This is a genomic window from Bradyrhizobium sp. CCBAU 53421 (assembly GCF_015291625.1).
GTDB lineage: Bacteria > Pseudomonadota > Alphaproteobacteria > Rhizobiales > Xanthobacteraceae > Bradyrhizobium.
The window spans coordinates 833,625-853,770 of sequence record NZ_CP030047.1 but is presented as its reverse complement, the minus strand read 5'-3'; the positions used below and the strand labels follow the sequence as shown (position 1 = coordinate 853,770).

Here is a 20,146-nt window from a genome sequence, read left to right as displayed (position 1 = left end):
CTTGCCCCGGACGCAGCGCAGCACGAAGTGATGCGCTGCTGAGCCGGGGCCCATGCACAGAGGTGGGTCCCGGCTCTGCGACGCGGCACTACGTGCCGCATCGCGTCCGGGACACGAGAATCGTCAGCGCCCCTTGGTCGGGATCTTGTTGTAGGGCACGTCCTTGTCGACCCGGATATCACCGGGCAGGCCCAGCACGCGCTCGGCGATGATGTTGCGCAGAATCTCGTCGGTGCCGCCGGCGATGCGCATCGAGGGCGACGACAGCAGCATCTGCTGGAACTGGCCGTTGGCCTGCTCCTCATCGGCGCCGGTGAGGCTGCCCGCCGCGCCTTCGAGGTCCATCGCATAAGTCGCGATGTCCTGCAGCATCAGGCCGGAGACGAGCTTGCCGATCGAGTTTTCCGGACCGGGCCGCTCACCCTTCGACAGTGCCGAGATCGCGCGGTAGCTGGTGTATTTCAGCCCGCTCGCCTTCACCGCCCAGCTCGCCAGCTTGGAGCGCACCGCCGGATCGTCGATCGCAAGACCATCTTCCAGCATCAGGTTGGAGCAGAACTCGAACATCTCAGGCACGCCGGTGGCGAGCCGCGCGCCGATCGACATGCGCTCGTTCATCAGCGTGGTTAGCGACACGCTCCAGCCCTCGCCGACGGCACCCAAGCGCTGGCTGTCCGGGATCACGACGTCGGTGAAATAGACCTCGTTGAACTCCTGCATGCCGTTGGCCTGCTTGATCGGCCTGACCTCGACGCCGGGGCTCTTCATGTCGAGGAAGAACATGGTGAGGCCCTTGTGCTTGGGCACATTCGGATCAGTGCGCGCGATCAAGAGGCCGTAGTCGGAATAATGCGCGCCTGAGGTCCAGATCTTCTGGCCGTTGACGACCCAATTGTCGCCCTTCTTCTCGGCGCGGGTACGCAGCCCCGCCACGTCCGAGCCTGCCGACGGCTCGGAGAACAGCTGGCACCAGATCTCCTCGCCCGCAGCGAGCTTCGGCAGATAGCGGCGCTTGGCCTCCTCACTGCCCCAGGCCATCACGGTGGGGCCGCACATGCCCTCGCCGATCTGGAACGGCTGGGTCAGCTTGCCGTACACGCCCTCTTCCTGCTGCCAGATCACGCGCTCGATCGGGGTCGCGCCGCGGCCACCATATTCCTTCGGCCAGTGCAGGCAGGCCCAGCCGCCCTCGGCCTTCTTCTTCTGCCAGGCCTTGCCCACCTCGACCATGTCGTGCTTGGCGAGCCTGATGCGGCCGAGCGAGGATTTCGAGAGTTCTTCCTCGAACTCCTTCGGCGCGTTGGCCGCGATCCAGTCGCGCGCAACCTTGCGGAATTCGGCTTCCTGCGGGGTGTCATCGAAATTCATGGCGAACCTCTCTCGTTGTTCTGGCGCTGTTAGGCGCGGCCCTTGGTCGGGATCTTGTTGAAGGGAACGTCCTTGTCGACCCTGATGTCGCCGGGCAGGCCCAGCACGCGCTCGGCGATGATGTTGCGCATGATCTCGTCGGTGCCACCCTCGACGCGGGTGCCCGGCGCACGCAGCAGCATCGCCTGGAATTTGCCGGCGACCTCGGCATCCTCGGGTCCGCTCAAGGTACCGGCGGCACCCTGCAGGTCGAGCGCGTAGGTCGCGACGTCCTGGATCATCGAACCGGCGACCAGCTTGCCGATCGAGTTGTCCGGTCCCGGACGCTCACCGCGCGACAGTGCGGAGATCGCGCGCATGCTGGTGTATTTCAGCCCGCTCGCCTTCACCGCCCAGTTGGCAAGCTTGGAGCGCACCGCGCGGTTCTCGATCGCGGGGCCATCCTCCAGCATCAGGCTGTTGCAGAAGTCGAACAGCTCCGGGAAGCCGGTGGCGACGCCGGCGCCGATCGACATCCGCTCGTTCATCAGCGTGGTCAGCGACACGTTCCAGCCGTCATTGACATTGCCGAGCCGCTGCGTGTCGGGAATGCGCACGTCGGTGAAATAGACCTCGTTGAAGTCGGAGGCCCCGCTCGCCTGCTTGATCGGCCTGACCTCGACGCCCGGGCTCTTCATGTCCAGGAAGAACATGGTGAGGCCCTTGTGCTTGGCGACCGTCGGATCCGTACGGGTGAGCAGGATGCCGTAGTCGGAATAATGCGCGCCCGAGGTCCAGATCTTCTGGCCGTTGATCACCCATTCGTCGCCGCGCTTCTCGGCGCGGGTGCGCAGGCCCGCGACGTCCGAGCCGCCGGCGGGCTCGGAGAACAGCTGGCACCAGATCTTCTCGCCGGAAGCGAGCGGCGGCAGATATCTGCGCTTCTGCTCCTCGCCGGCGAACGCCATCATGGTCGGGCCGCACATGCCGTGGCCGATGATGAACATCGAGCTGAGGCGGCCGAACGGGCCCTCCTCCTGCTGCCAGATCACCCGCTCGATCGGCGATGAGCCGCGGCCGCCATACTCCTTCGGCCAGTGCAGGCAGGCCCAGCCGGCATCGGCCTTCTTCTTCTGCCAGGCCTTTGCGACTTCGAGAATGTTTGCGCCCTTGAGCGCAACGCGGCCGAGCGAGGCCTTGCGCAGCTCGTCCTCATATTGCTTGGGCGCATTGGCCGCGATCCAGGCTTTCGCCTCGGCGCGGAATGCGGCCTCCTGCGGGGTGTCATCGAAATTCATGGTGGCTTTCTTTCCGTCATTCCGGGGCGATGCGGAGCATCGAACCCGGAATCTCGATTCCCAATCTCTGGATTCCGGGTTCGCGCTACGCGCGCCCCGGAATGACGAATCGTAGCGTTAAGCCGCGTTCTTCTTGCGCATGCGGTCGATCAGCGCGTCTTCCCAATAGGACAGGCTGCCGAGGCCGAGCGCCACCGCATTGGCGCGGCGGTAGTACATGTGGCAGTCGAACTCCCAGGTGAAGCCCATGCCGCCATGGACCTGGATGTTGTTCTTGGCGCAGTGCTGGAACGCCTGCGTCGCGCTGATGCGTGCGGCGGCGGCAGCTTCCGGCAGCTCGCCGGCATTGGTCGAGAGCGCCCAGGCACCGTAGTAGCAGTTCGAGCGCGCCAGCGTCGCCGAGACATACATGTCGGCCAACATGTGCTTGACCGCCTGGAACGAGCCGATCGGACGGCCGAACGCGATGCGGTCGAGCGCGTAGTCGCGGCCCATCTCCAGCGCGCGGTCGGCGCCGCCGACCTGCTCGAATGCCATCAGCACGGCGGCGCGATCCAGCACCTGGGTGATGACGCTCCAGCCCTCGCCGGCCGCGCCGAGCGGCTCGGCCTTGGCATCCTTGAAGGTGATCTCGGCCTGGCCGCGGGTGAGGTCGATATTGGTCAGCGACTTGATCTCGACGCCGCCGGCCTTGAGATCGACAATGAACAAGGAAATGTCGGACTCGCGCCCGCTCGAGCCAGTGCGCGCAGCGACAACAGCGAAATCGGCGATCGCACCATCCGGAACCGGCTTCTTGACGCCATTGAGCACGCCGCCATTGGCCGTGACCGTGATCGCCTTCGGCGACGGATTGCCCTTGCCCTCGAACAGCGCCAGCGTGCCGATGGCATCGCCGGAGGCGATCTTCGGCAGCCATTTCTGCTTCTGTGCGTCACTGCCGGCGATCAGGAGTGGTTCGGCGGCGAGATAGACGGTGGAGGAGAACGGCACCGGCGCCAGCGCGCGGCCCATTTCCTCCGCGATCACGCAGAGCTCGAGATGGCCGGCACCGGCGCCGCCGAACTGCTCCGGGATCGCGACACCGAGGAAGCCCATCTCGGCAAGGCCCTTCCACAACGCCTTGTCGTAGGGCGCCTTGCCGTCGAGCACCTCGCGCACGGCCTTCGGCGGGCACTGCTCGCTGAGGAATTTCCGCGCCTCGTCGCGCATCTGCTTCTGTTCGTCGGAGAAATCGAAATTCATGGCGCTTACCCGCATTGCTGTTGTTGTTCGTAGGATGGGTGGAGCGAAGCGATACCCATCGATTGCTTGGTCAGAGATGATGGGTTTCGCTGCGCTCTACCCATCCTACGGTCAGTTCAAAATGATCACCTCGTCGCCGGGCTTGCCGGCATAGAGCTTCTCGACCAATGCGGCGCGGCGTTCGAGGCCGGCGCGCTGGTTGATATAGCCCTTGTCGGTGAGCTCATTGCCGTCGATCGATGGCGGCTCGACCATCAGCATCGCGCGCGCGATCCGCATGCTGCTGCCGGTGCTGGACGCATTGTGCGCCAGCAACCCCTTCCTGAGACAATCGACCACCTCGGGATGCCGGATCACGTCCTCATAGCTTGCGTCCGCATTGCCGACGAGCTGGCGGCAGGCATGCAGGTTCGGCCAGCACAACAGGCCGATGAACGCGCGATCCTGCCCCGCGACCAGCGCGTCATGCACGACCGGCGTCGCGGCAGCGATCGCGTCAGTACGCAGCGAGCCGACATGAACGAAGGTGCCGGTGGTCAGCTTGAAATCCTCAACCACGCGGCCGGCAAAGATGATGCCTTGCAGCGGATCTTCGGGATCGACGAACACGCCTGCATCGCCGATGCAGTAGAAGCCTTCCTCATCGAACATCTTCGCGGTGAGATCGGGCTGACCGAAATAGCCCGGCGTGACGTTGACGCCGCGCAGCCGCAATTCGTATTTCGAACCGCACGGCACCATCTTCAGCTCGACGCCGGGGAACGGCAGGCCGATCAGGCCGACGCGCTCGGTGTCCCAATAGGTGCCGGTCGAAGTCGGCGCGGTCTCGGTCGAGCCCCAGCCGGTGTAGAACACGATGCGCTCGCCCGTGGTTTTCACCGCCAGCGCCTGCATGCGGTCATAGAGATCGTCGGGCAGCCGGGCGCCGCCATAGGCCATGATCGAGAGGTTCTTGAAGAAGCTCGCGCACAGCGCCTCGTCCTTCTCCATTGCGGCCGCGAGCGCGGCATAGCCGGCCGGCACGTTGGCGTAATAGGTCGGCGACACCTCGCGCAGGTTCCGGATGGTCTCCTCGAGCTGGCCCGGCATCGGCCGGCCGTCGTCGATATAAAGCGTACCGCCGTCGACCAGCACCGGATTGAACGCGGCGTTGCCGCCCATGGTGTGATTCCACGGCATCCAGTCGAGCACTGTCGGGATCGGGCCGGCCGTATCACGCGGCCGCACCTGCATCATCATCGCCGCGTTGGCGCACATCATCTGCTGGCTGTTGATGACAGCCTTCGGCATGCCGGTCGAGCCGGAGGTGAACAGCAGCTTGCCTGTGGTGTCGGGCGCGATCTTGGCGATCGACGCGGCGACATCGGCTGTCACCTTCGTTGCCGCGAGCGCGGCGAAGGCTGTGCTCCTGATGCCTTCGCAGGGACGCAGGACATGGACGACGGTGATGCCGGTGAGATCGATCGCCTTCAGCGCCTTCTCGAAGGCAGGTCCATCCTGCACCATCACGACGGCAGGCTTGATCAGGTCGAACAGGTATTTGAGCTTGAGATGATCCTGGCTCATGAGCGAATAGGCTGGCGATACCGGCGCCGCCGGCAGCCGCGCCTGCATCGCAGCCTGCGTCATCAGCGCGTGCTCGATCGAATTGCCCGACAGGATCGCGACCGGCCGGCCGTCGGCAATCCCGAGATCGAGCAGGCCTTGCGTCAGCGCATCGACTGTGCGCTTGGCTTCACCATAAGAGACCTTGCGCCACTGCCGGTCGGGGCCGCCGCGCTGCGCGAGCCAGATGCGCTCCGGCGCCTGCGCCGCCCATTTGGCGAGGTAGGCCGGGATGTGGGTCTCGTAGGCCTGCAGCGGAATCCGCGACTTCAGCACGACTGTGCCGTCGGCGCGCCGCTCGACCGCGATGTCACGCGCGAGCCAATCCACCTTGCGAAAGGCAGGTTTCGTCAGCATCGCCGCGTCTCCGTCCATTTTGCGTCTCCCGGAATTCTTGTCCTTTTGAGGATCTGTTCTCAGCGCCTGATATAGACAGGCTTTCGTTTCTCGAGGAAGGCCCTGATGCCTTCCTGGAAATCTTCCGAGCGGCTGCACAGCACCTGATTGCGATCCTCCATCGCGATCACGGCCTCGATCGAGCCGGCATCGACGCTCATGTTGATGCATTCCTTCGACAAGCGGAGGCCGACCGGCGAGGCCGTCATCATCGCCTCGACATAAGGACCGGCGGCAATGTCGAGATCGGCGGCCTCGACCACTTCGGACACCAGGCCGACGGCAAGCGCGCGATCGGCGTTGATGAAGCGCCCGGTGAGGATCAATTCCGACGCGACCGACACGCCGACGAGGCGCGGCAGAAAATAGCTGGTACCGATGTCGCAGCCGCCGAGACCGAGCTTGATGAAGGCGCAGTTCATCCGCGCGTTCTTCGCCGCGATGCGGATATCGGCCGCAAGCGCCAGCGCAAAACCGCCGCCGGCGGCCGCGCCCTGCACCAGCGCGATGATCGGCTGCGGACAGCGCCGCATCAGCATCACGATGTCGGCAATGCGGCGCTGCGAGTCGAGCGACTCCGTGACGCCGGGCGGCTCGGCCTGCCCGCCGCGGCGGGCCATCGCGTGCTTGAGGTCGAGCCCGGCACAGAAATTCGCGCCCGCACCCTTCAGCACCACGACGCGGGTATCGCGGTTGCGCTGCAGGCCCTGGAAGTAGGTGTTGAGCGCATCGATCATCGCAGGATCGAGCGCGTTGAGGCTTTCCGGGCGATTGAGCGTGACCCAATCGACTCCATCGTGATGTTCGATCAGCAGCGGTTGAGACACGCGTTACACTCCTGCATCTGCAAATGCGGTGGCAATTGATGCGCCCTCTCCCCGTGTGGGAGAGGGCATGCGCGTGTGTGCCGCGTGTTCGCGCGGGTGAGGGGTCTGCCTCCGCGGAGAGAAACCCCTCATCCGGCGCTGCGCGCCACCTTCTCCCACAAGGGGAGAAGGTACTATCGAGGCGCCATGCGGATAGCGCCGTCGAGACGGATGGTTTCGCCGTTGAGCATCGGGTTCTCGACGATATGGACCGCGAGGTTGCCGTATTCCGAGGCGTCGCCGAGGCGGGCCGGATGCGGCACCTGGGCGCCGAGGCTCTTGCGGGCTTCTTCATTCAAGCCCATCAGCAGCGGCGTCAGGAACAGGCCCGGCGCGATGGTGTTGACGCGGATCTTCAGGCTGGCGAGGTCGCGCGCGGCCGGCAACGTGAGGCCGACGACGCCGCCCTTCGAGGCCGAATAGGCGATCTGGCCGATCTGGCCTTCATAGGCGGCAACCGACGCGGTGTTGATCGCGACGCCGCGCTCCTCGCCGATCGGGGCTTCGGTGGCCAGCCGCTCGGCGAACAGGCGCAGCACGTTGAAGGTGCCGATCAGATTGACGTTGATGATGCGGACGAACTTCGCCAGCGGATAGACACCGTCCTTGCCGACAATGCGCTGCGAGCCGCCGATGCCGGCGCAGTTCATCAGCACGCGCGCGACACCGTGCGCGGCCTCGGCCTTGGCAATCGCCGCCTTGATCGCTTCCTCGTCGGTGACGTCGGCATGCAGGGCAACGCCCTTCACTTCGGCGGCGACCTTCTCGGCGTTTTCCTTGTTCTGGTCGATCACGCCGATCCTGGCGCCCTTGGCGGCCATGGCGCGCGCGGTCGCGGCACCGAGGCCGGAGCCACCGCCGGTGATGAGAACGGCAACGTCTTTCAACTGCATGAGAACAACCTTTCCTTGGGCGTTTCTTCTCTAGACTTGAACTTGTTATCCGGCAGCGGCCGCTGCCGTTTCCTTATCGGGATTGAGCACGCCGCCGAAGATCAAGGCTTCCATGTGCTTGATGTATTCGCGGCAAACCTGGTCGGTCACAGGACCGACGCCGACCGCGCGCGACATCGCGTGGCGGCCGAAGAACAGATGATCGCAGGCGCCAATCAGGCTGGTGTAGAACAGCACCGGATCGATCTTGCGGAATTCGCCGGCCTTGATGCCTTCGGCGAGCAGGCGGCGGTGAAAATCGAGCAGCGGCGCGACGAAGAATTTCGACACCTCGTTGGCGGCGGCAGGCGAGCTCTCATGCAGGAGATAATGAATCAACCGGTTCATGTAGGGGAACTGGTGATAGGCGCGGATGATGCCGCCGATATGCAGGCGCAGCTTCGCGGATGGGGTGATCGGCTGGCTGATGAGATATTCGAGCTGCGACATCTCGGTGGCGGCGTCGCGCGCCAGCAGCGCCAGCAACAGCCCGTCCTTGTTGCCGAAATGATATTTCACCAAGGCGGCGTTGACGCCGGACTTCTGCGCGATGTCGGACAGCGACACCTCGATCGAGGCGCGCTCGATCATCAGCTCGCTGGCCGCGACCAATAGCTTGTCGGCGGTGGCATTTTTGCCGGCCGGGAGTTTCGTCGGTACGCTGGTATTCAACTGCGCTCTGGTCCCGCTCTGTCCCCCGAGCTTTTCTCGGCTCGACGGTAAATCGAGGCCGCACATAAGCCCATGGCGGGCCTGCACTCAAGAGTTAATTGATTGATTGACTAAATGCTGAGCCGCCCCTTAAATCCGGCCCAACTTTAAAGACCGCCCAATCCAGAAACATCAGGGAGATCAGACATGGCCGAGGCATATATCGTCGCCGCCGCCCGCACCGCCGGCGGCCGCAAGGGAGGGCGTCTTGCCGGATGGCATCCGGCCGATCTGGCCGCCACCGTGCTCGATGCGCTGGTCGAGCGATCAGGCGCCGACCCGGCGCAGGTCGAGGACGTGATCATGGGCTGCGTGATGCAGACCGGCGAGCAATCCACCAATATCGCGCGCAACGCGGTGATGGCCTCGAAGCTGCCGGAGAGCGTGCCCGCCACCTCGATCGACCGCCAGTGCGGCTCCTCGCAGCAGGCGCTGCACTTCGCGGCGCAGGCCGTGATGAGCGGCACCATGGACTGCGTGATCGCCGCCGGCGTGGAATCGATGACCCGCGTGCCGATGGGGCTCGCCTCCTCGCTGCCCGCCAAGAACGGCTTCGGCCATTACAAGAGCCCGGGCATCGAGGCGAAGTATCCCAACATCGTGTTCAGCCAGTTCACCGGCGCGGAGATGATGGCCGAGAAGTACGGCCTGTCGAAGGATGAGCTCGACGAATATTCTTACAACAGCCATCAGCGGGCGATCGCGGCAACGCAAGCCGGCCACTTCAAGGACGAGATCGTGCCGGTGACGATCACCCGCGCCGACGGCTCGACCGACACCCACCATATCGATGAAGGCATCCGCTTCGACGCCAGCCTCGACGGCATCAAGGGCGTCAAGCTGATCGCCGAGAACGGCAAGCTGACCGCCGCAAGCGCCAGCCAGATCTGCGACGGCGCTTCCGGCGTCATGGTCGTCAACGAGAACGGCCTGAAGGCGCTCGGCGTCAAGCCGATGGCGCGCATCCATCACCTCACCATGATGGGCGGCGACCCCGTGATCATGCTGGAAGCGCCGCTGCCGGCGACCCAGCGCGCGCTGCAGAAGGCCGGCATGAAGATTGACGACATCGACCTGTTCGAGGTCAATGAGGCCTTCGCCTCGGTGCCGGCCGCGTGGCTGAAGACCACCGGCGCGGATCCGGCCCGGCTCAACGTCAACGGCGGCGCGATCGCGCTCGGCCATCCGCTCGGCGGCAGCGGCACCAAGCTGATGACGACGCTGCTGCATGCCCTGAAGCAGCGCAACAAGCGCTACGGCCTGCAGACGATGTGCGAAGGCGGCGGCATGGCGAATGTGACGATCGTCGAGCGGCTGTAAGAAGAAGCAAAAAGCTATTCGCGAGCAACTGGCGAGCAGGGAGTGCGCTTCCTGCTCGCCATTTTCATATCGAGGCAACACCCGAGGAAACGTCTGTGACCCATCCCTCCATCCACGCGCGTAATCATCCGAACAAGATCGCTTACCAGATGGCGGCATCCGGCAAGGCGATCACTTATCGCGAGCTCGACGAGCTCTCGAACCAGGGCGCGCATCTGTTTCGCTCGCTCGGCCTGAAGGCCGGCGACCACATTGCGCTGCTCATGGAAAACCGCCTCGCCTTCATGGAGATCTGCTGGGCCGCACAGCGCTCGGGGCTGTATTACACGGCGATCAGCCGCTACCTGACGGAAGAGGAGATCGCCTACATCATCAAGGATTGCGGAGCTAAGGTGTTCATCACCACGCCACAGTGCGCCGACAAGGTGAAGGGCCTGATCAAGGGCGAACCCGGCGAGCCGCTGTTCTACATGATGGACGAGCCGGCACCTGGCTTCCGCTCCTATGACAAGGAAGCCGGCGCGCAACCGACCGCGCCGGTTGCCGACGAGGTCGCGGGCTACGACATGCTGTATTCCTCCGGCACCACCGGCCGGCCCAAGGGCATCAAGAAGGAGTTCGAGGGCAACCGGATCGATGTGCCGAATCCGTTTCTGCGGATTCTCACCGCCGACATGTGCGGCATGAACGCCGACTCGATCTATCTGTCGCCGGCGCCGCTCTATCACGCGGCTCCGCTGCGCTTCAACATGATGGCGACCGTGCTCGGGGGCACCTCCGTCATCATGGAGCATTTCGACGCCGAGGAATTTCTGAAGCAGGTCGAGAAACACAAGGTCACGCAGTCGCAGCTGGTGCCGACCATGTTCGTGCGCATGCTGAAGCTGCCCGACGAGGTGCGCGCCCGCTACAAGGTCTCATCGCTGAAGGGCGCGATCCACGCCGCGGCGCCCTGCCCGGTCGACGTGAAAGCCAAGATGATCGAGTGGTGGGGACCGATCCTGATCGAGTATTACGCCGGCTCCGAAGGCAACGGCGTCACCGTCTCGACCTCAGAGCAATGGCTGACCCATCGCGGCACCGTCGGCCGCGCCGTGGTCGGCAAGGTCAAAATCCTGGACGAGAACGACGAGGAGGCGCCGACGGGACAGATCGGCCAGGTCTATTTCGCCGACGCGCCTGTTTTCTCCTATCACAACGATCCCGAGAAGACGAAGAAGGCCTACAACGCCAAGGGCTGGTCGACGCTCGGCGACGTCGGCTACCTCGACGAGGAGGGCTTCCTCTATCTCACCGACCGCAAGAGCTACATGATCATCTCCGGCGGCGTGAACATCTACCCGCAGGAGACCGAGGACGTGCTGATCACGCATCCGGCGGTCTCCGACGTCGCGGTGTTCGGCGTGCCCAACGAGGAGATGGGCGAAGAGGTCAAGGCCGTGGTGCAGCCGCACGACATCGGCAAGGCCGGCAAGGAGCTCGAGGCCGAGCTGATCGCGTTCTGCCGCCAGCATCTGTCGCCGATCAAATGCCCGAAGAGCATCGACTTCGAGCAGGAGCTGCCGCGCACGCCCACCGGCAAACTGGTGAAGCGCCATCTGCGCGACAGGTATTGGCCGAAGGCAACTGGGAAGGCGTGAATCTTATCCTCCCCTGGAGGGGGAGGATCGGTTCGCATGAAATGCGAACCGAGGTGGGGTGAAAGTCCCTCGTATCGGGTGCTGCCCGCGTGGAGAGATCACCCCACCTCGCCTCACATCTCGCTTCGCTCGCTGTGAGCCGACCCTCCCCCTCCAGGGGAGGGTGCCGCCCTACAAATCCTCCGCCGGCTCGCATGCCACCGACGCCGCAGCACGCAAGTGCAGTTGGCCGTGCTTGCCGGATGCTGTGGAGGTCCATTGCGCATCGATCTGCTGCAAATCTTCCGACAGCTTGCCGCGATGGCTGCCGTCGGTCTCGAACGCTCCGTTGCCATCGGGCGACCGTTCGAAGATCTCGACCTCGAGATCGGATAGCCGGATGAACATCTCTATAGCGATCTTGGTCACGTGACGGCCGACCTCATATGAACCGCAGCCGCGCGCTTCCGCGTTCTGCTCGTTCAACGCCTGCACCTTGTCGAAGGTGATGACGACGTTCTGCACCGCGTTGTCGCCGTCCCACAGGAACTCCCCGATATAGGCGCGCGGCAATTTCTCGGTGAGCTGCTTGATGTCCGCGGCACGGGCCGCAGGCATCAGCAACAGGCCGGCGGCCACGATCACCACGCCGAGGCGCGACATCCGGCCGGGCAGCTCTGCAATCCTCGCGTGGCGCATGCGGTATGCATCCCGTAGGCAAAGTTGCTATCGTGAATCAATGGCCGCCAGCATACAGCAAAATGCGCTGGTTGTGCGGCGATGCCCAACAGGTGATTTGCGATGGAAACGCTCCCCGACGTTCCGCTCCCCTCCACCATCCGCTCGCGTTATGTCGATGGGATCAACGGCCTGCGCATGCATGTGCTCGAAGCAGGCTTCGAAACAATCGGCCGGCCCTGCCTGTTGCTGCTGCACGGCTTTCCGGAGCTGGCGTTTTCCTGGCGCAAGGTGATGCCGAAGCTCGCCGCCGCCGGCTACCACGTGATCGCTCCGGACCAGCGCGGCTATGGCCGCACGTCAGGCTGGAGCGCGGATTATGACGGCGACCTCGCGTCGTTCCGCCTGCCCAATCTGGTGCGCGATGCGCTCGGGCTGGTCGCGGCGTTCGGCTACACGCGTGTCGATGCCGTGATCGGGCACGATTTCGGCTCGTCGGTCGCGGCGTGGTGCGCGCTGATCCGCCCCGACGTGTTTCGCGCTGTCGTGATGATGAGCGCACCGTTCGCAGGACCGCCGTCGCTACCGTTCAACATCGCCAATGAACCGGGCAAGCCCGCGAGCGAAGACCCCGTGCATCGCGAACTGGCGGCGTTGCCGCGCCCGCGCAAGCATTACCAATGGTACTATTCGACACGTCCGGCCAACGCCGACATGCATCGCGCACCACAGGGTGTGCACGACTTCCTGCGCGCCTATTATCATCACAAGAGTGCGGATTGGAGCGACAACAAGCCTTATCCGCTGCAATCCTGGTCGGCGGGCGAACTGGCAAAACTGCCGACCTACTATGTGATGGATCTCGCCAAGGACATGGCCGCGACGGTCGCCGAGGAGATGCCGTCGCGCGAGGCGATCGCCGCCAACACCTGGCTGCCGGACCGCGAGCTGGCCTTTTACAGCGCCGAGTATCAGCGCACGGGATTCCAGGGCGGGCTGCAATGGTATCGCTGCGGGACGTCAGGCGCGTTCACTCCGGAATTGCAGACCTGGAGCGGCCGAAGCATCGATCAGCCGTCCGCCTTCATCTCGGGCAAGCAGGATTGGGGCACCCATCAGCGTCCCGGCGTGTTCGAGGCGATGCAGGCGAAGGCCTGCACCAAAATGATCGGCTGCCATCTGGTCGACGGCGCCGGCCACTGGGTGCAACAGGAGCAGCCGGACGAGGTGAGCCGGCTGCTGCTGCAGTTCCTCGCGCGTGCAAGGTAGAGCCACTTCGGTTCTGATCGAATCAGTCGCTCCAGATTCTTGTATTGGCAGGTTTTCCTCGCGCGAACCGACATCCGTCCCGTGTCAGATGCGGATGCCTGCCGCCACGATCCCGTCACAGGGCGTTAATGCGCGGTTCACGAAACATTGGGCAATGATTGGCGTTGCTAGAAACCGGCGGTCGGTCCGGCGACTTTTTAAGGAGAGCAAAGATGGATAGGAAAATCGCTGGACTTCTGGGAGCGGTGGCCGCGTTCGGCGCGGTCGGTGCCGCCGAAGCTGCGCCTGGGCCGAACCCGGCCGACGTTCTGCAGGCGAACTCATATGCGGACCTGCTGGAGCCGATCTCGAACGCCTCCGCAAAGCTGCAGGCGCTCGACGAGGCTGCGCCCGCCCCGGTCCGGGAGAACGTGCAGCTTGCACAGTACTACTACCATCATCATCATCACCACCACCATCATCACGGCTACTATCGCCGCGACTACTACGACCGCCCGGTCATCGTGGTGCCGCGCTATCGGCGCTACCACCATCACCATCATCACCACCATCATCATCACAGCTTCTACCGTCGCGATTACTGAGCGATGGCACTTTGGTGATGCGACGACGGGGCCCACGGGCCCCGTTTGTGTTTTTCGACCATGATGCGGCGCCGTCTTAGTCCTGGCGCGCCTTCTCCTTCGCGGCGCGGTGCAGATGGCGATATGTGCCGTCGAACACCGTGTCCGATGACGACGTCCATTCCGTTCCGGCGGCCAGTTTGGGCCGATTGTTGTAGATGCGGCGCGCCTGCAATTCGCGTTCGGCGGCCTCCTCCTCGCCCATCTGCTCGAGCTGAAAGTTCGCTTCCTCGGGAATCACGATGATCTGGGCGAACGGCTCGTTCGGCCGGAAAATGTGAGTGCGCCCTTCCGCCGGCGCCTTGAACACCGTGAAGAACATCATCGGCCACCAATTGCGCACGAGCGCCGGAACGGCGATCGGCACGGTGTCGGTGCGATCGGTGTAGAAGCGCGGATGCGGTTCGGTACGAATCGCCATGCCCTTCTCGACCTTGAGATCGAGCAATATCTGGTAAGTGTAGAACACGTCGCCGAAATTCCGGAACGGCGGCCACTGCACGCCGCTGTCCGGCGGCTCACCCCAATCGGCGTCGAGTTGTACCCTTCCGTCCTTCGTGGTGACGTGCAGCTCGAAATCATAGGGATAGAACAGCTCGATCCCATATTGCGCGCCTTCCGAGAACGGCACGCAATGCCAGACCTGCTCGCGCGAGCCATCGGTGCGCGGCTCACGGTTGCCGGCCCAGCCCGGAATCTCGAGTTTCGTCCGCCGCGGCGCCAGTCGCGCGTCGTTCAGGCGGTATTTGACGGTGTCCATGGCATCCTCTCGTGAACAGCAGGAACTCGAACGGACGTAGCACAGCCTGGTTCCCCTGAACTTGATCACGAACGGGCCGAGACGCGCCCACCCAGGATTGACCTCGGCCTGACGAGCTAATATTAGAATTATTCTAATTCTAAATCGGGTAAAGAAAGCGTCGCCGTGAAGAATTTCGCCGATCTGACCGAGCGCGAGGTGCTGGCGGTCGCGATTGCCTCCGAGGAGGAGGACAGCCGCATCTACATGTCCTTCGCCGAGGATCTCACCGAACGCTATCCTGATACCGCGAAGATCTTTGAGGAGATGGCCGAAGAGGAACGCGGCCATCGCCACCGGCTGCTCGAAACCTATGAGCAGCGCTTCGGTCCGCATCTGCCGCCGATCCGGCGCGAGGACGTCAAAGGCTTTCTGCGCCGGCGTCCGATCTGGCTGACCAAGAACCTGCCGCTCGACACCATCCGCAAGGAAGTCGAGACCATGGAGCTGGAGGCCGAGCGCTTCTACGCCAAGGCCGCCGAGAAAGCCGAGGATGTCGGTGTGCGCCGCCTGCTCGGCGATCTCGCCGAGGAGGAGAAGGGTCACGAGAAGCTCGCGGTCCGCCTGACCGGCGAGATACTCAAGCCCGATGTGCGCGCCGAGGAAGACCGCACGCGGCGGCGGATGTTCGTGCTGCAATATGTGCAGCCGGGCCTCGCCGGATTGATGGACGGCTCGGTCTCGACCCTGGCGCCGCTGTTCGCCGCCGCCTTCGCCACGCATCACAACTGGCAGACGTTTCTGGTCGGCCTCGCCGCATCGATCGGCGCCGGCATCAGCATGGGCTTTGCCGAAGCGCTGTCCGACGACGGCTCGCTGACCGGCCGCGGCTCACCCTGGCTGCGCGGCCTGACCTGCGGATTGATGACGACGCTCGGTGGCCTCGGCCACACCATTCCCTATCTGGTGCCCGACGCCTGGCCGAACGCATTCTGGATCGCGACCGCGATCGCCGGGATCGTGGTGTTCTTCGAATTGTGGGCGATCGCCTTCATCCGCTCGCGCTACATGGACACGCCGTTCCTGCAGGCGGTGTTCCAGATCGTGCTCGGCGGCGCGATCGTGCTCGCGGTCGGCATCCTGATCGGCGCGGCGTAGGACGGTGAGGTCACCGATGCGATCCCGACGCCAATGTCGAGATGCCGCCGGCGCGGCGCTGATTGCGCTCGCCGCCGTCGGATACAGCAGCCGTGCACGAGCGACCGACGAGATCCAGGTCTACAATGCCGGCATCGCGGCGGTCGGCCAGCTCACGGTCCAGCAGCATCTCAACTATGTCGGCATCGGCCAGAAGGATCCGCCCTTCCCCGGCGGCTTTCCGTCCAACCACAGTCTCAACGGCACGCCGGAATTTGCCTATGGCATGACCGACTGGTGGGAGCTCGGGCTCTATCTGCCGTTTGCCGTGCAGGACCGGCAATTCCTGTCCGACGCCTTCAAGCTGCGCACGGTGTTCGTCTCGCCGAATGCCGACAAGCGCAACCTGTTCTACGGCATCAATTTCGAGCTGAGCTACGAGATGCCGAAGTTCGCGCAGACCCGCTGGGGTCTGGAAATCCGACCGATCATCGGCGTACGCAACGCGGACTATGAATTCATCGTCAACCCGATCGTCGACGTCGGCTTTGGCCGATATGGCGAAGCGGATTTCGCGCCCGCCGCGCGCGTGGCGCGCAAGCTGAAGGACGATGTATATGTCGGGCTCGAATACTATGCCGATTTCGGCAAGATCGGTGCCTTCAGCCCGCTTGCCGAGCAGCAGCACACGTTGTTCGCGGTGACCGACTTCAAGGTCGGTGATGTCGACATCGACTTCGGCGTCGGCTACGGCCTGACACGGGCATCCGACCGGCTCGTCGTCAAGACCATCATCGGATACGCTTTCCCGGTACCCGGGACCAAAGAGAGCAGCGAGCGCGCCAGCGCGAGCGGCCCCATCAATCCGATGGCGCATCTGTCGGCGCGAAGTACGCCCTACTAGGCGCGTGTCCATCGGCCGAACCCGACGATCACGATCGCGTTAGGCGATCGGTGACGTCGCGGTTGCGCGCCGGCGCAATTGCGATCAAGCCAGTCTTGCCCGCCCGCTCCATTCTGCGCATGATCGCCGCCAAAATCAGGGAGCACGCCGTGGCCAAATCGCAATACAGTTTCAAGACCGCCGTCGAACTGTCGAAAGCCCTCCGCAACAAGCAGGTCTCCGCCGTCGAGCTCGCCGAAGACGCGATCGGCCGCATCGAGCGTCACGACGGCAAGGTCAACGCGGTCTGCGTGCGCGATTTCGAGCGCGGCCTTGCTGCGGCCCGTGCCGCGGATGCCGCGATCGCGCGCGGCGAGCACAAGCCGCTGCTCGGCATTCCCATGACGGTGAAGGAATCCTTCAACGTCGCGGGATTGCCGACCACCTGGGGTTTCCCGCCGCAGAAGGATTTCGTGCCCGCTGAGGACGCGCTCTCGATTACGCGGGTGAAGGACGCCGGCGGCGTCATCCTCGGCAAGACCAACGTGCCGGTCGCGCTCGCCGACTGGCAGAGCTACAACGAGATCTACGGCACTACCAACAACCCCTACGACCTCGGCCGCACGCCGGGCGGCTCGTCCGGCGGATCGTCGGCGGCGCTCGCCGCGGGCTACGGCGCATTGTCGCTCGGCTCCGACATCGGCGGCTCGCTGCGCGTGCCGGGATTCCACTGCGGCATCTATGCGCACAAGCCGACCTTCGCGCTGCTGCCGTCGCGCGGCCACACTCCGCCGCCGCTGCCGCCGCTGCCGTTCGATCGCGATCTTTCCGTGATCGGCCCGATGGCGCGCGGCGCGGCCGACCTCTCCCTCGTGCTCGACGTGATGGCCGGCCCCGATCCGCTCGAAGCGGGCAAGGCCTACCGGCTGGACCTGCCGGTGGCGCGCCACACCGCCTTGAAGGATTTCCGCATCCTCGTGATCGACAGCGATCCGGTGATGCCGACCGACAAGGTGATCCGGGGAAGCATCGACAAGCTCGCCAGCAATCTCGACAAGGCCGGCGCGAAGGTGTCGCGCTCGAGCCCGCTGCTGCCGGACTTCGCCGCGTCCTCGCGGCTTTACATGCGGATCCTGCTGTCGTTCCTCGCGGCGACCTTCCCGCCGGAGGTCTATGCCGGCGCCTGCGCCGCGGCAGCCGCGCTGCCGGCCGGCGATACCAGCCTGCAAGCCGAGCGGCTGCGCGGCATCGCGCTCAGCCATCGCGACTGGGTGATCGCCGACGGCGGCCGCGCCCGGCTGCGTGCGCAATGGCGCGAGCTGTTCAAATCGTTCGACGCTGTGATCTGCCCGATCATGCCGACGCCGGCCTATCCACACGATCACTCACCCGACCAGGAGCAGCGCAAAATCCTGATCGACGGTGAGCCGCACGTCTACACTGACCAGCTCGCCTGGCCCGGCATCGCGACCCTGCCCGGCCTGCCTTCGACCGCGATCCCGACCGGCTTTGCGCCGGACGGATTGCCGATCGGCGTGCAGATCGTCGGCCCCTGGCTCGAGGACCGCACACCGCTCAAGCTCGCCGAGCTGATCGAGCGCGAATTCGGCGGCTTCGTGCCGCCGAAGATGTTCGACGATTGAGTGAGCGATCATTGCAGAGCGACGAAGGGCACCTAACTCTATCGCCGTCACCCTGAGGAGCGCGCCCTTGCGCGCGTCTCGAAGGGTCGACGGCCCGTCTGTGGCCGATTCATCCTTCGAGGCTCGCTCCGCTCGCACCTCAGGATGACGGGTCGAGAGCGCTGCTAGTCGCGCAGCAATGACGAACAACAGCAACCGGGAGGAACAATGAGCAACGATCTCGAAGAGCTGACAAAACTCAACAAGGACTACGTCGACTCGGTCCAAAACTGCGACGTCAAGCGCTTCGACGAAATCCTGGCGCAGGACTTCTACTGCACCAATCCCGACAAGAGCCTGGTCGACCGCGCCGCCTTCCTGAAACAGACGGCGATCCCGGTGAAAATCAGGGGACTGAAGGCCGAGGACGTCAAGATCCGCATCCTCGGCGATTTCGCCATCATCCACGCCCAGACCAGCTACACCACCGCAGACGGTGAGAGCGCGCACGGCCGCTACACCGACTGCTGGGCGCGGCAGAACGGCAAATGGCTCGCGGTGTCCGCGCACGTCGCGCGGTGAGGGGTAACGTTCGCAGCGTCACCCTCCGCTGTCATGGCCCGCTTCATGCGGGGCATCCAGTACTCCGCGGTGGCAGTTGATTCACACGACTCCCGCCTCGGCGTACTGGGTCGCCCGGTCAAGCCGGGCGACGACGACTGGGCTAGCTATCGAACATGATCACGCTGCGCAGCGTCTTGCCGGCTTTCATGTTGGCAAAGCCTTCGTTGATCTCACTAAGCTTCAGCTTGGCCGAGATCCAGTCCTCGAGATGCAGCTTGCCGCGCATGTAGAAATCGACGAGGCGCGGCATGTCGACGCGGAAGTGGTTGGAGCCCATCGACGAGCCCTGGATGCGGCGCTCGCGCAGGAAGTCGAAGCCGTGCAGCTCGATTTTCTGGCCGAACGGGATCATGCCGACGATGGTCGCGGTGCCACCTGCCGCCAGCATGGCGAAGGCCTGCTCGGCGGTGTCCTTGCGGCCGAGCACCTCGAACGAGTGCTGCACGCCGCCGCCGGTGAGTTCGCGTACCTGCTGCACGACGTCGCCGCGCGCGGGATCGACGATGTCGGTGGCCCCGAGCTTGGTCGCGAGTTGCAGCTTCGCCGGATTGGTGTCGATCGCGATGATGCGGCCGGCGCCGGCGATCTGCGCGCCGTTGATCGCGGCCATGCCGACGCCGCCGCAGCCGATCACAGCCACGGTCTCGCCGGCGGTCACCTTCGCGGTGTTCACCACGGCGCCGTAGCCGGTGATGACGCCGCAGCCGATCAGCGCGGCGAGATCGAGCGGCATCTCCTTCTTGATCTTCACGATGGCGTTCTCGTGCACCAGCATCTGCTCGGCAAAAGACGACAGGTTGAGGAACTGGTTGAGCTTCTCCTTCCGGCCCCACGACAGGCGGTTGGAGGCGCCGGGCAGCATCTTCACCGTGGTGTCGGTGCACAGCACGGTGCGGCCCGTGGTGCAATTGTCGCAGGTGCCGCAAAATACCGAGAGACACGTGACGACGTGATCGCCGGGCTTCACGTAGTTGACGTCGGAGCCGACCTTCTCGACCACACCGGCCGATTCATGGCCGAGCACCGCCGGCAGAGGGTGCGGATAAAGCCCTTCCATGAAGTGCAGATCGGAATGGCAGAGCCCCGCGACCGCGGTGCGGATCAGGACCTCGCGCGGCCCCGGATTGGGCACGCTGACATCCTCGATCACCAGCGGCTGATTGACTTCATGCAGGACGGCGGCCTTCATCGGGGTCTCCCTTGACGTTTTTGATTGTTTGAACGGTGCGCTC

General features: G+C 64.4%; 18 protein-coding genes. 8 read left to right on the top strand and 10 right to left on the bottom strand.

The window, feature by feature from the left end:
* Positions 1-123: 123 nt before the first annotated feature.
* The 7 genes from XH92_RS03825 to XH92_RS03795 all read right to left on the bottom strand — a co-directional run bounded on the left by XH92_RS03825 (position 124) and on the right by XH92_RS03795 (position 8,361).
* The gene (locus tag XH92_RS03825; protein WP_194458046.1) at positions 124-1,368 is read right to left on the bottom strand and encodes an acyl-CoA dehydrogenase; all 1,245 of its coding nucleotides are present in this window, start codon (positions 1,366-1,368) and stop codon (positions 124-126) included.
* Between the two features lie 29 nt (positions 1,369-1,397).
* Positions 1,398-2,645 carry an acyl-CoA dehydrogenase gene (locus tag XH92_RS03820; RefSeq protein WP_194458045.1) on the bottom strand — a complete coding sequence of 416 codons (1,248 nt, stop codon included), beginning with the start codon at positions 2,643-2,645 and terminating at the stop codon, positions 1,398-1,400.
* 117 nt (positions 2,646-2,762) lie between these two features.
* Positions 2,763-3,890 carry an acyl-CoA dehydrogenase family protein gene (locus XH92_RS03815; RefSeq protein WP_194458044.1) on the bottom strand — a complete coding sequence of 376 codons (1,128 nt, stop codon included), beginning with the start codon at positions 3,888-3,890 and terminating at the stop codon, positions 2,763-2,765.
* A gap of 111 nt (positions 3,891-4,001) precedes the next feature.
* Complete coding sequence (locus tag XH92_RS03810; RefSeq protein ID WP_194458043.1) at positions 4,002-5,870, bottom strand: AMP-binding protein; 1,869 nt, start codon at positions 5,868-5,870, stop codon at positions 4,002-4,004.
* Positions 5,871-5,911: 41 nt separating this feature from the next.
* Positions 5,912-6,718 carry an enoyl-CoA hydratase/isomerase family protein gene (locus tag XH92_RS03805; protein ID WP_194458042.1) on the bottom strand — a complete coding sequence of 269 codons (807 nt, stop codon included), beginning with the start codon at positions 6,716-6,718 and terminating at the stop codon, positions 5,912-5,914.
* A 173-nt stretch (positions 6,719-6,891) separates the two neighbouring features.
* On the bottom strand, positions 6,892-7,650 hold the full coding sequence (locus XH92_RS03800; RefSeq protein WP_194458041.1) for an SDR family NAD(P)-dependent oxidoreductase: 759 nt from the start codon (positions 7,648-7,650) through the stop codon (positions 6,892-6,894).
* 45 nt (positions 7,651-7,695) lie between these two features.
* Entirely contained in the window at positions 7,696-8,361 is a 666-nt protein-coding gene (locus XH92_RS03795) for a TetR family transcriptional regulator (RefSeq protein ID WP_194458040.1), read from the bottom strand.
* A gap of 186 nt (positions 8,362-8,547) precedes the next feature.
* Here XH92_RS03795 and XH92_RS03790 point away from each other — a divergent pair, with 186 nt between their 5' ends.
* On the top strand, positions 8,548-9,720 hold the full coding sequence (locus tag XH92_RS03790) for an acetyl-CoA C-acetyltransferase (RefSeq protein ID WP_194458039.1): 1,173 nt from the start codon (positions 8,548-8,550) through the stop codon (positions 9,718-9,720).
* Positions 9,721-9,815: 95 nt separating this feature from the next.
* Positions 9,816-11,360 (top strand): acyl-CoA synthetase, encoded by a 1,545-nt coding sequence (locus tag XH92_RS03785; RefSeq protein ID WP_194458038.1) that lies wholly within the window; start codon positions 9,816-9,818, stop codon positions 11,358-11,360.
* Between the two features lie 171 nt (positions 11,361-11,531).
* Here XH92_RS03785 and XH92_RS03780 read toward each other — a convergent pair whose 3' ends face one another.
* Positions 11,532-12,038 carry a hypothetical protein gene (locus tag XH92_RS03780; protein ID WP_194458037.1) on the bottom strand — a complete coding sequence of 169 codons (507 nt, stop codon included), beginning with the start codon at positions 12,036-12,038 and terminating at the stop codon, positions 11,532-11,534.
* Between the two features lie 102 nt (positions 12,039-12,140).
* Between XH92_RS03780 and XH92_RS03775 the strand changes: the two genes are divergently transcribed.
* A complete protein-coding gene (locus XH92_RS03775) occupies positions 12,141-13,286 on the top strand; it encodes an alpha/beta fold hydrolase (protein ID WP_194458036.1) in 1,146 nt (381 codons plus the stop codon).
* Positions 13,287-13,498: 212 nt separating this feature from the next.
* Entirely contained in the window at positions 13,499-13,870 is a 372-nt protein-coding gene (locus XH92_RS03770; protein ID WP_194458035.1) for a hypothetical protein, read from the top strand.
* Between the two features lie 76 nt (positions 13,871-13,946).
* Here the strand turns inward: XH92_RS03770 and XH92_RS03765 are convergent, their stop codons facing one another.
* On the bottom strand, positions 13,947-14,669 hold the full coding sequence (locus XH92_RS03765; protein WP_194458034.1) for a hypothetical protein: 723 nt from the start codon (positions 14,667-14,669) through the stop codon (positions 13,947-13,949).
* Positions 14,670-14,834: 165 nt separating this feature from the next.
* Between XH92_RS03765 and mbfA the strand changes: the two genes are divergently transcribed.
* From mbfA to XH92_RS03745, 4 genes are all read left to right on the top strand, one after another.
* Positions 14,835-15,806 carry an iron exporter MbfA gene (gene mbfA, locus XH92_RS03760; protein WP_194458033.1) on the top strand — a complete coding sequence of 324 codons (972 nt, stop codon included), beginning with the start codon at positions 14,835-14,837 and terminating at the stop codon, positions 15,804-15,806.
* Positions 15,807-15,822: 16 nt separating this feature from the next.
* Positions 15,823-16,689: a hypothetical protein gene (locus XH92_RS03755; protein ID WP_194458032.1), complete on the top strand. Its 867-nt coding sequence runs from the start codon at positions 15,823-15,825 to the stop codon at positions 16,687-16,689.
* 149 nt (positions 16,690-16,838) lie between these two features.
* A complete protein-coding gene (locus XH92_RS03750; RefSeq protein ID WP_194458031.1) occupies positions 16,839-18,311 on the top strand; it encodes an amidase in 1,473 nt (490 codons plus the stop codon).
* Positions 18,312-18,518: 207 nt separating this feature from the next.
* The gene (locus tag XH92_RS03745; RefSeq protein WP_194458030.1) at positions 18,519-18,872 is read left to right on the top strand and encodes a nuclear transport factor 2 family protein; all 354 of its coding nucleotides are present in this window, start codon (positions 18,519-18,521) and stop codon (positions 18,870-18,872) included.
* Positions 18,873-19,014: 142 nt separating this feature from the next.
* On the opposite strand, the gene XH92_RS03740 is transcribed toward XH92_RS03745, so the two are convergent.
* Positions 19,015-20,103: a Zn-dependent alcohol dehydrogenase gene (locus XH92_RS03740; protein WP_018269116.1), complete on the bottom strand. Its 1,089-nt coding sequence runs from the start codon at positions 20,101-20,103 to the stop codon at positions 19,015-19,017.
* Positions 20,104-20,146 lie beyond the last annotated feature (43 nt).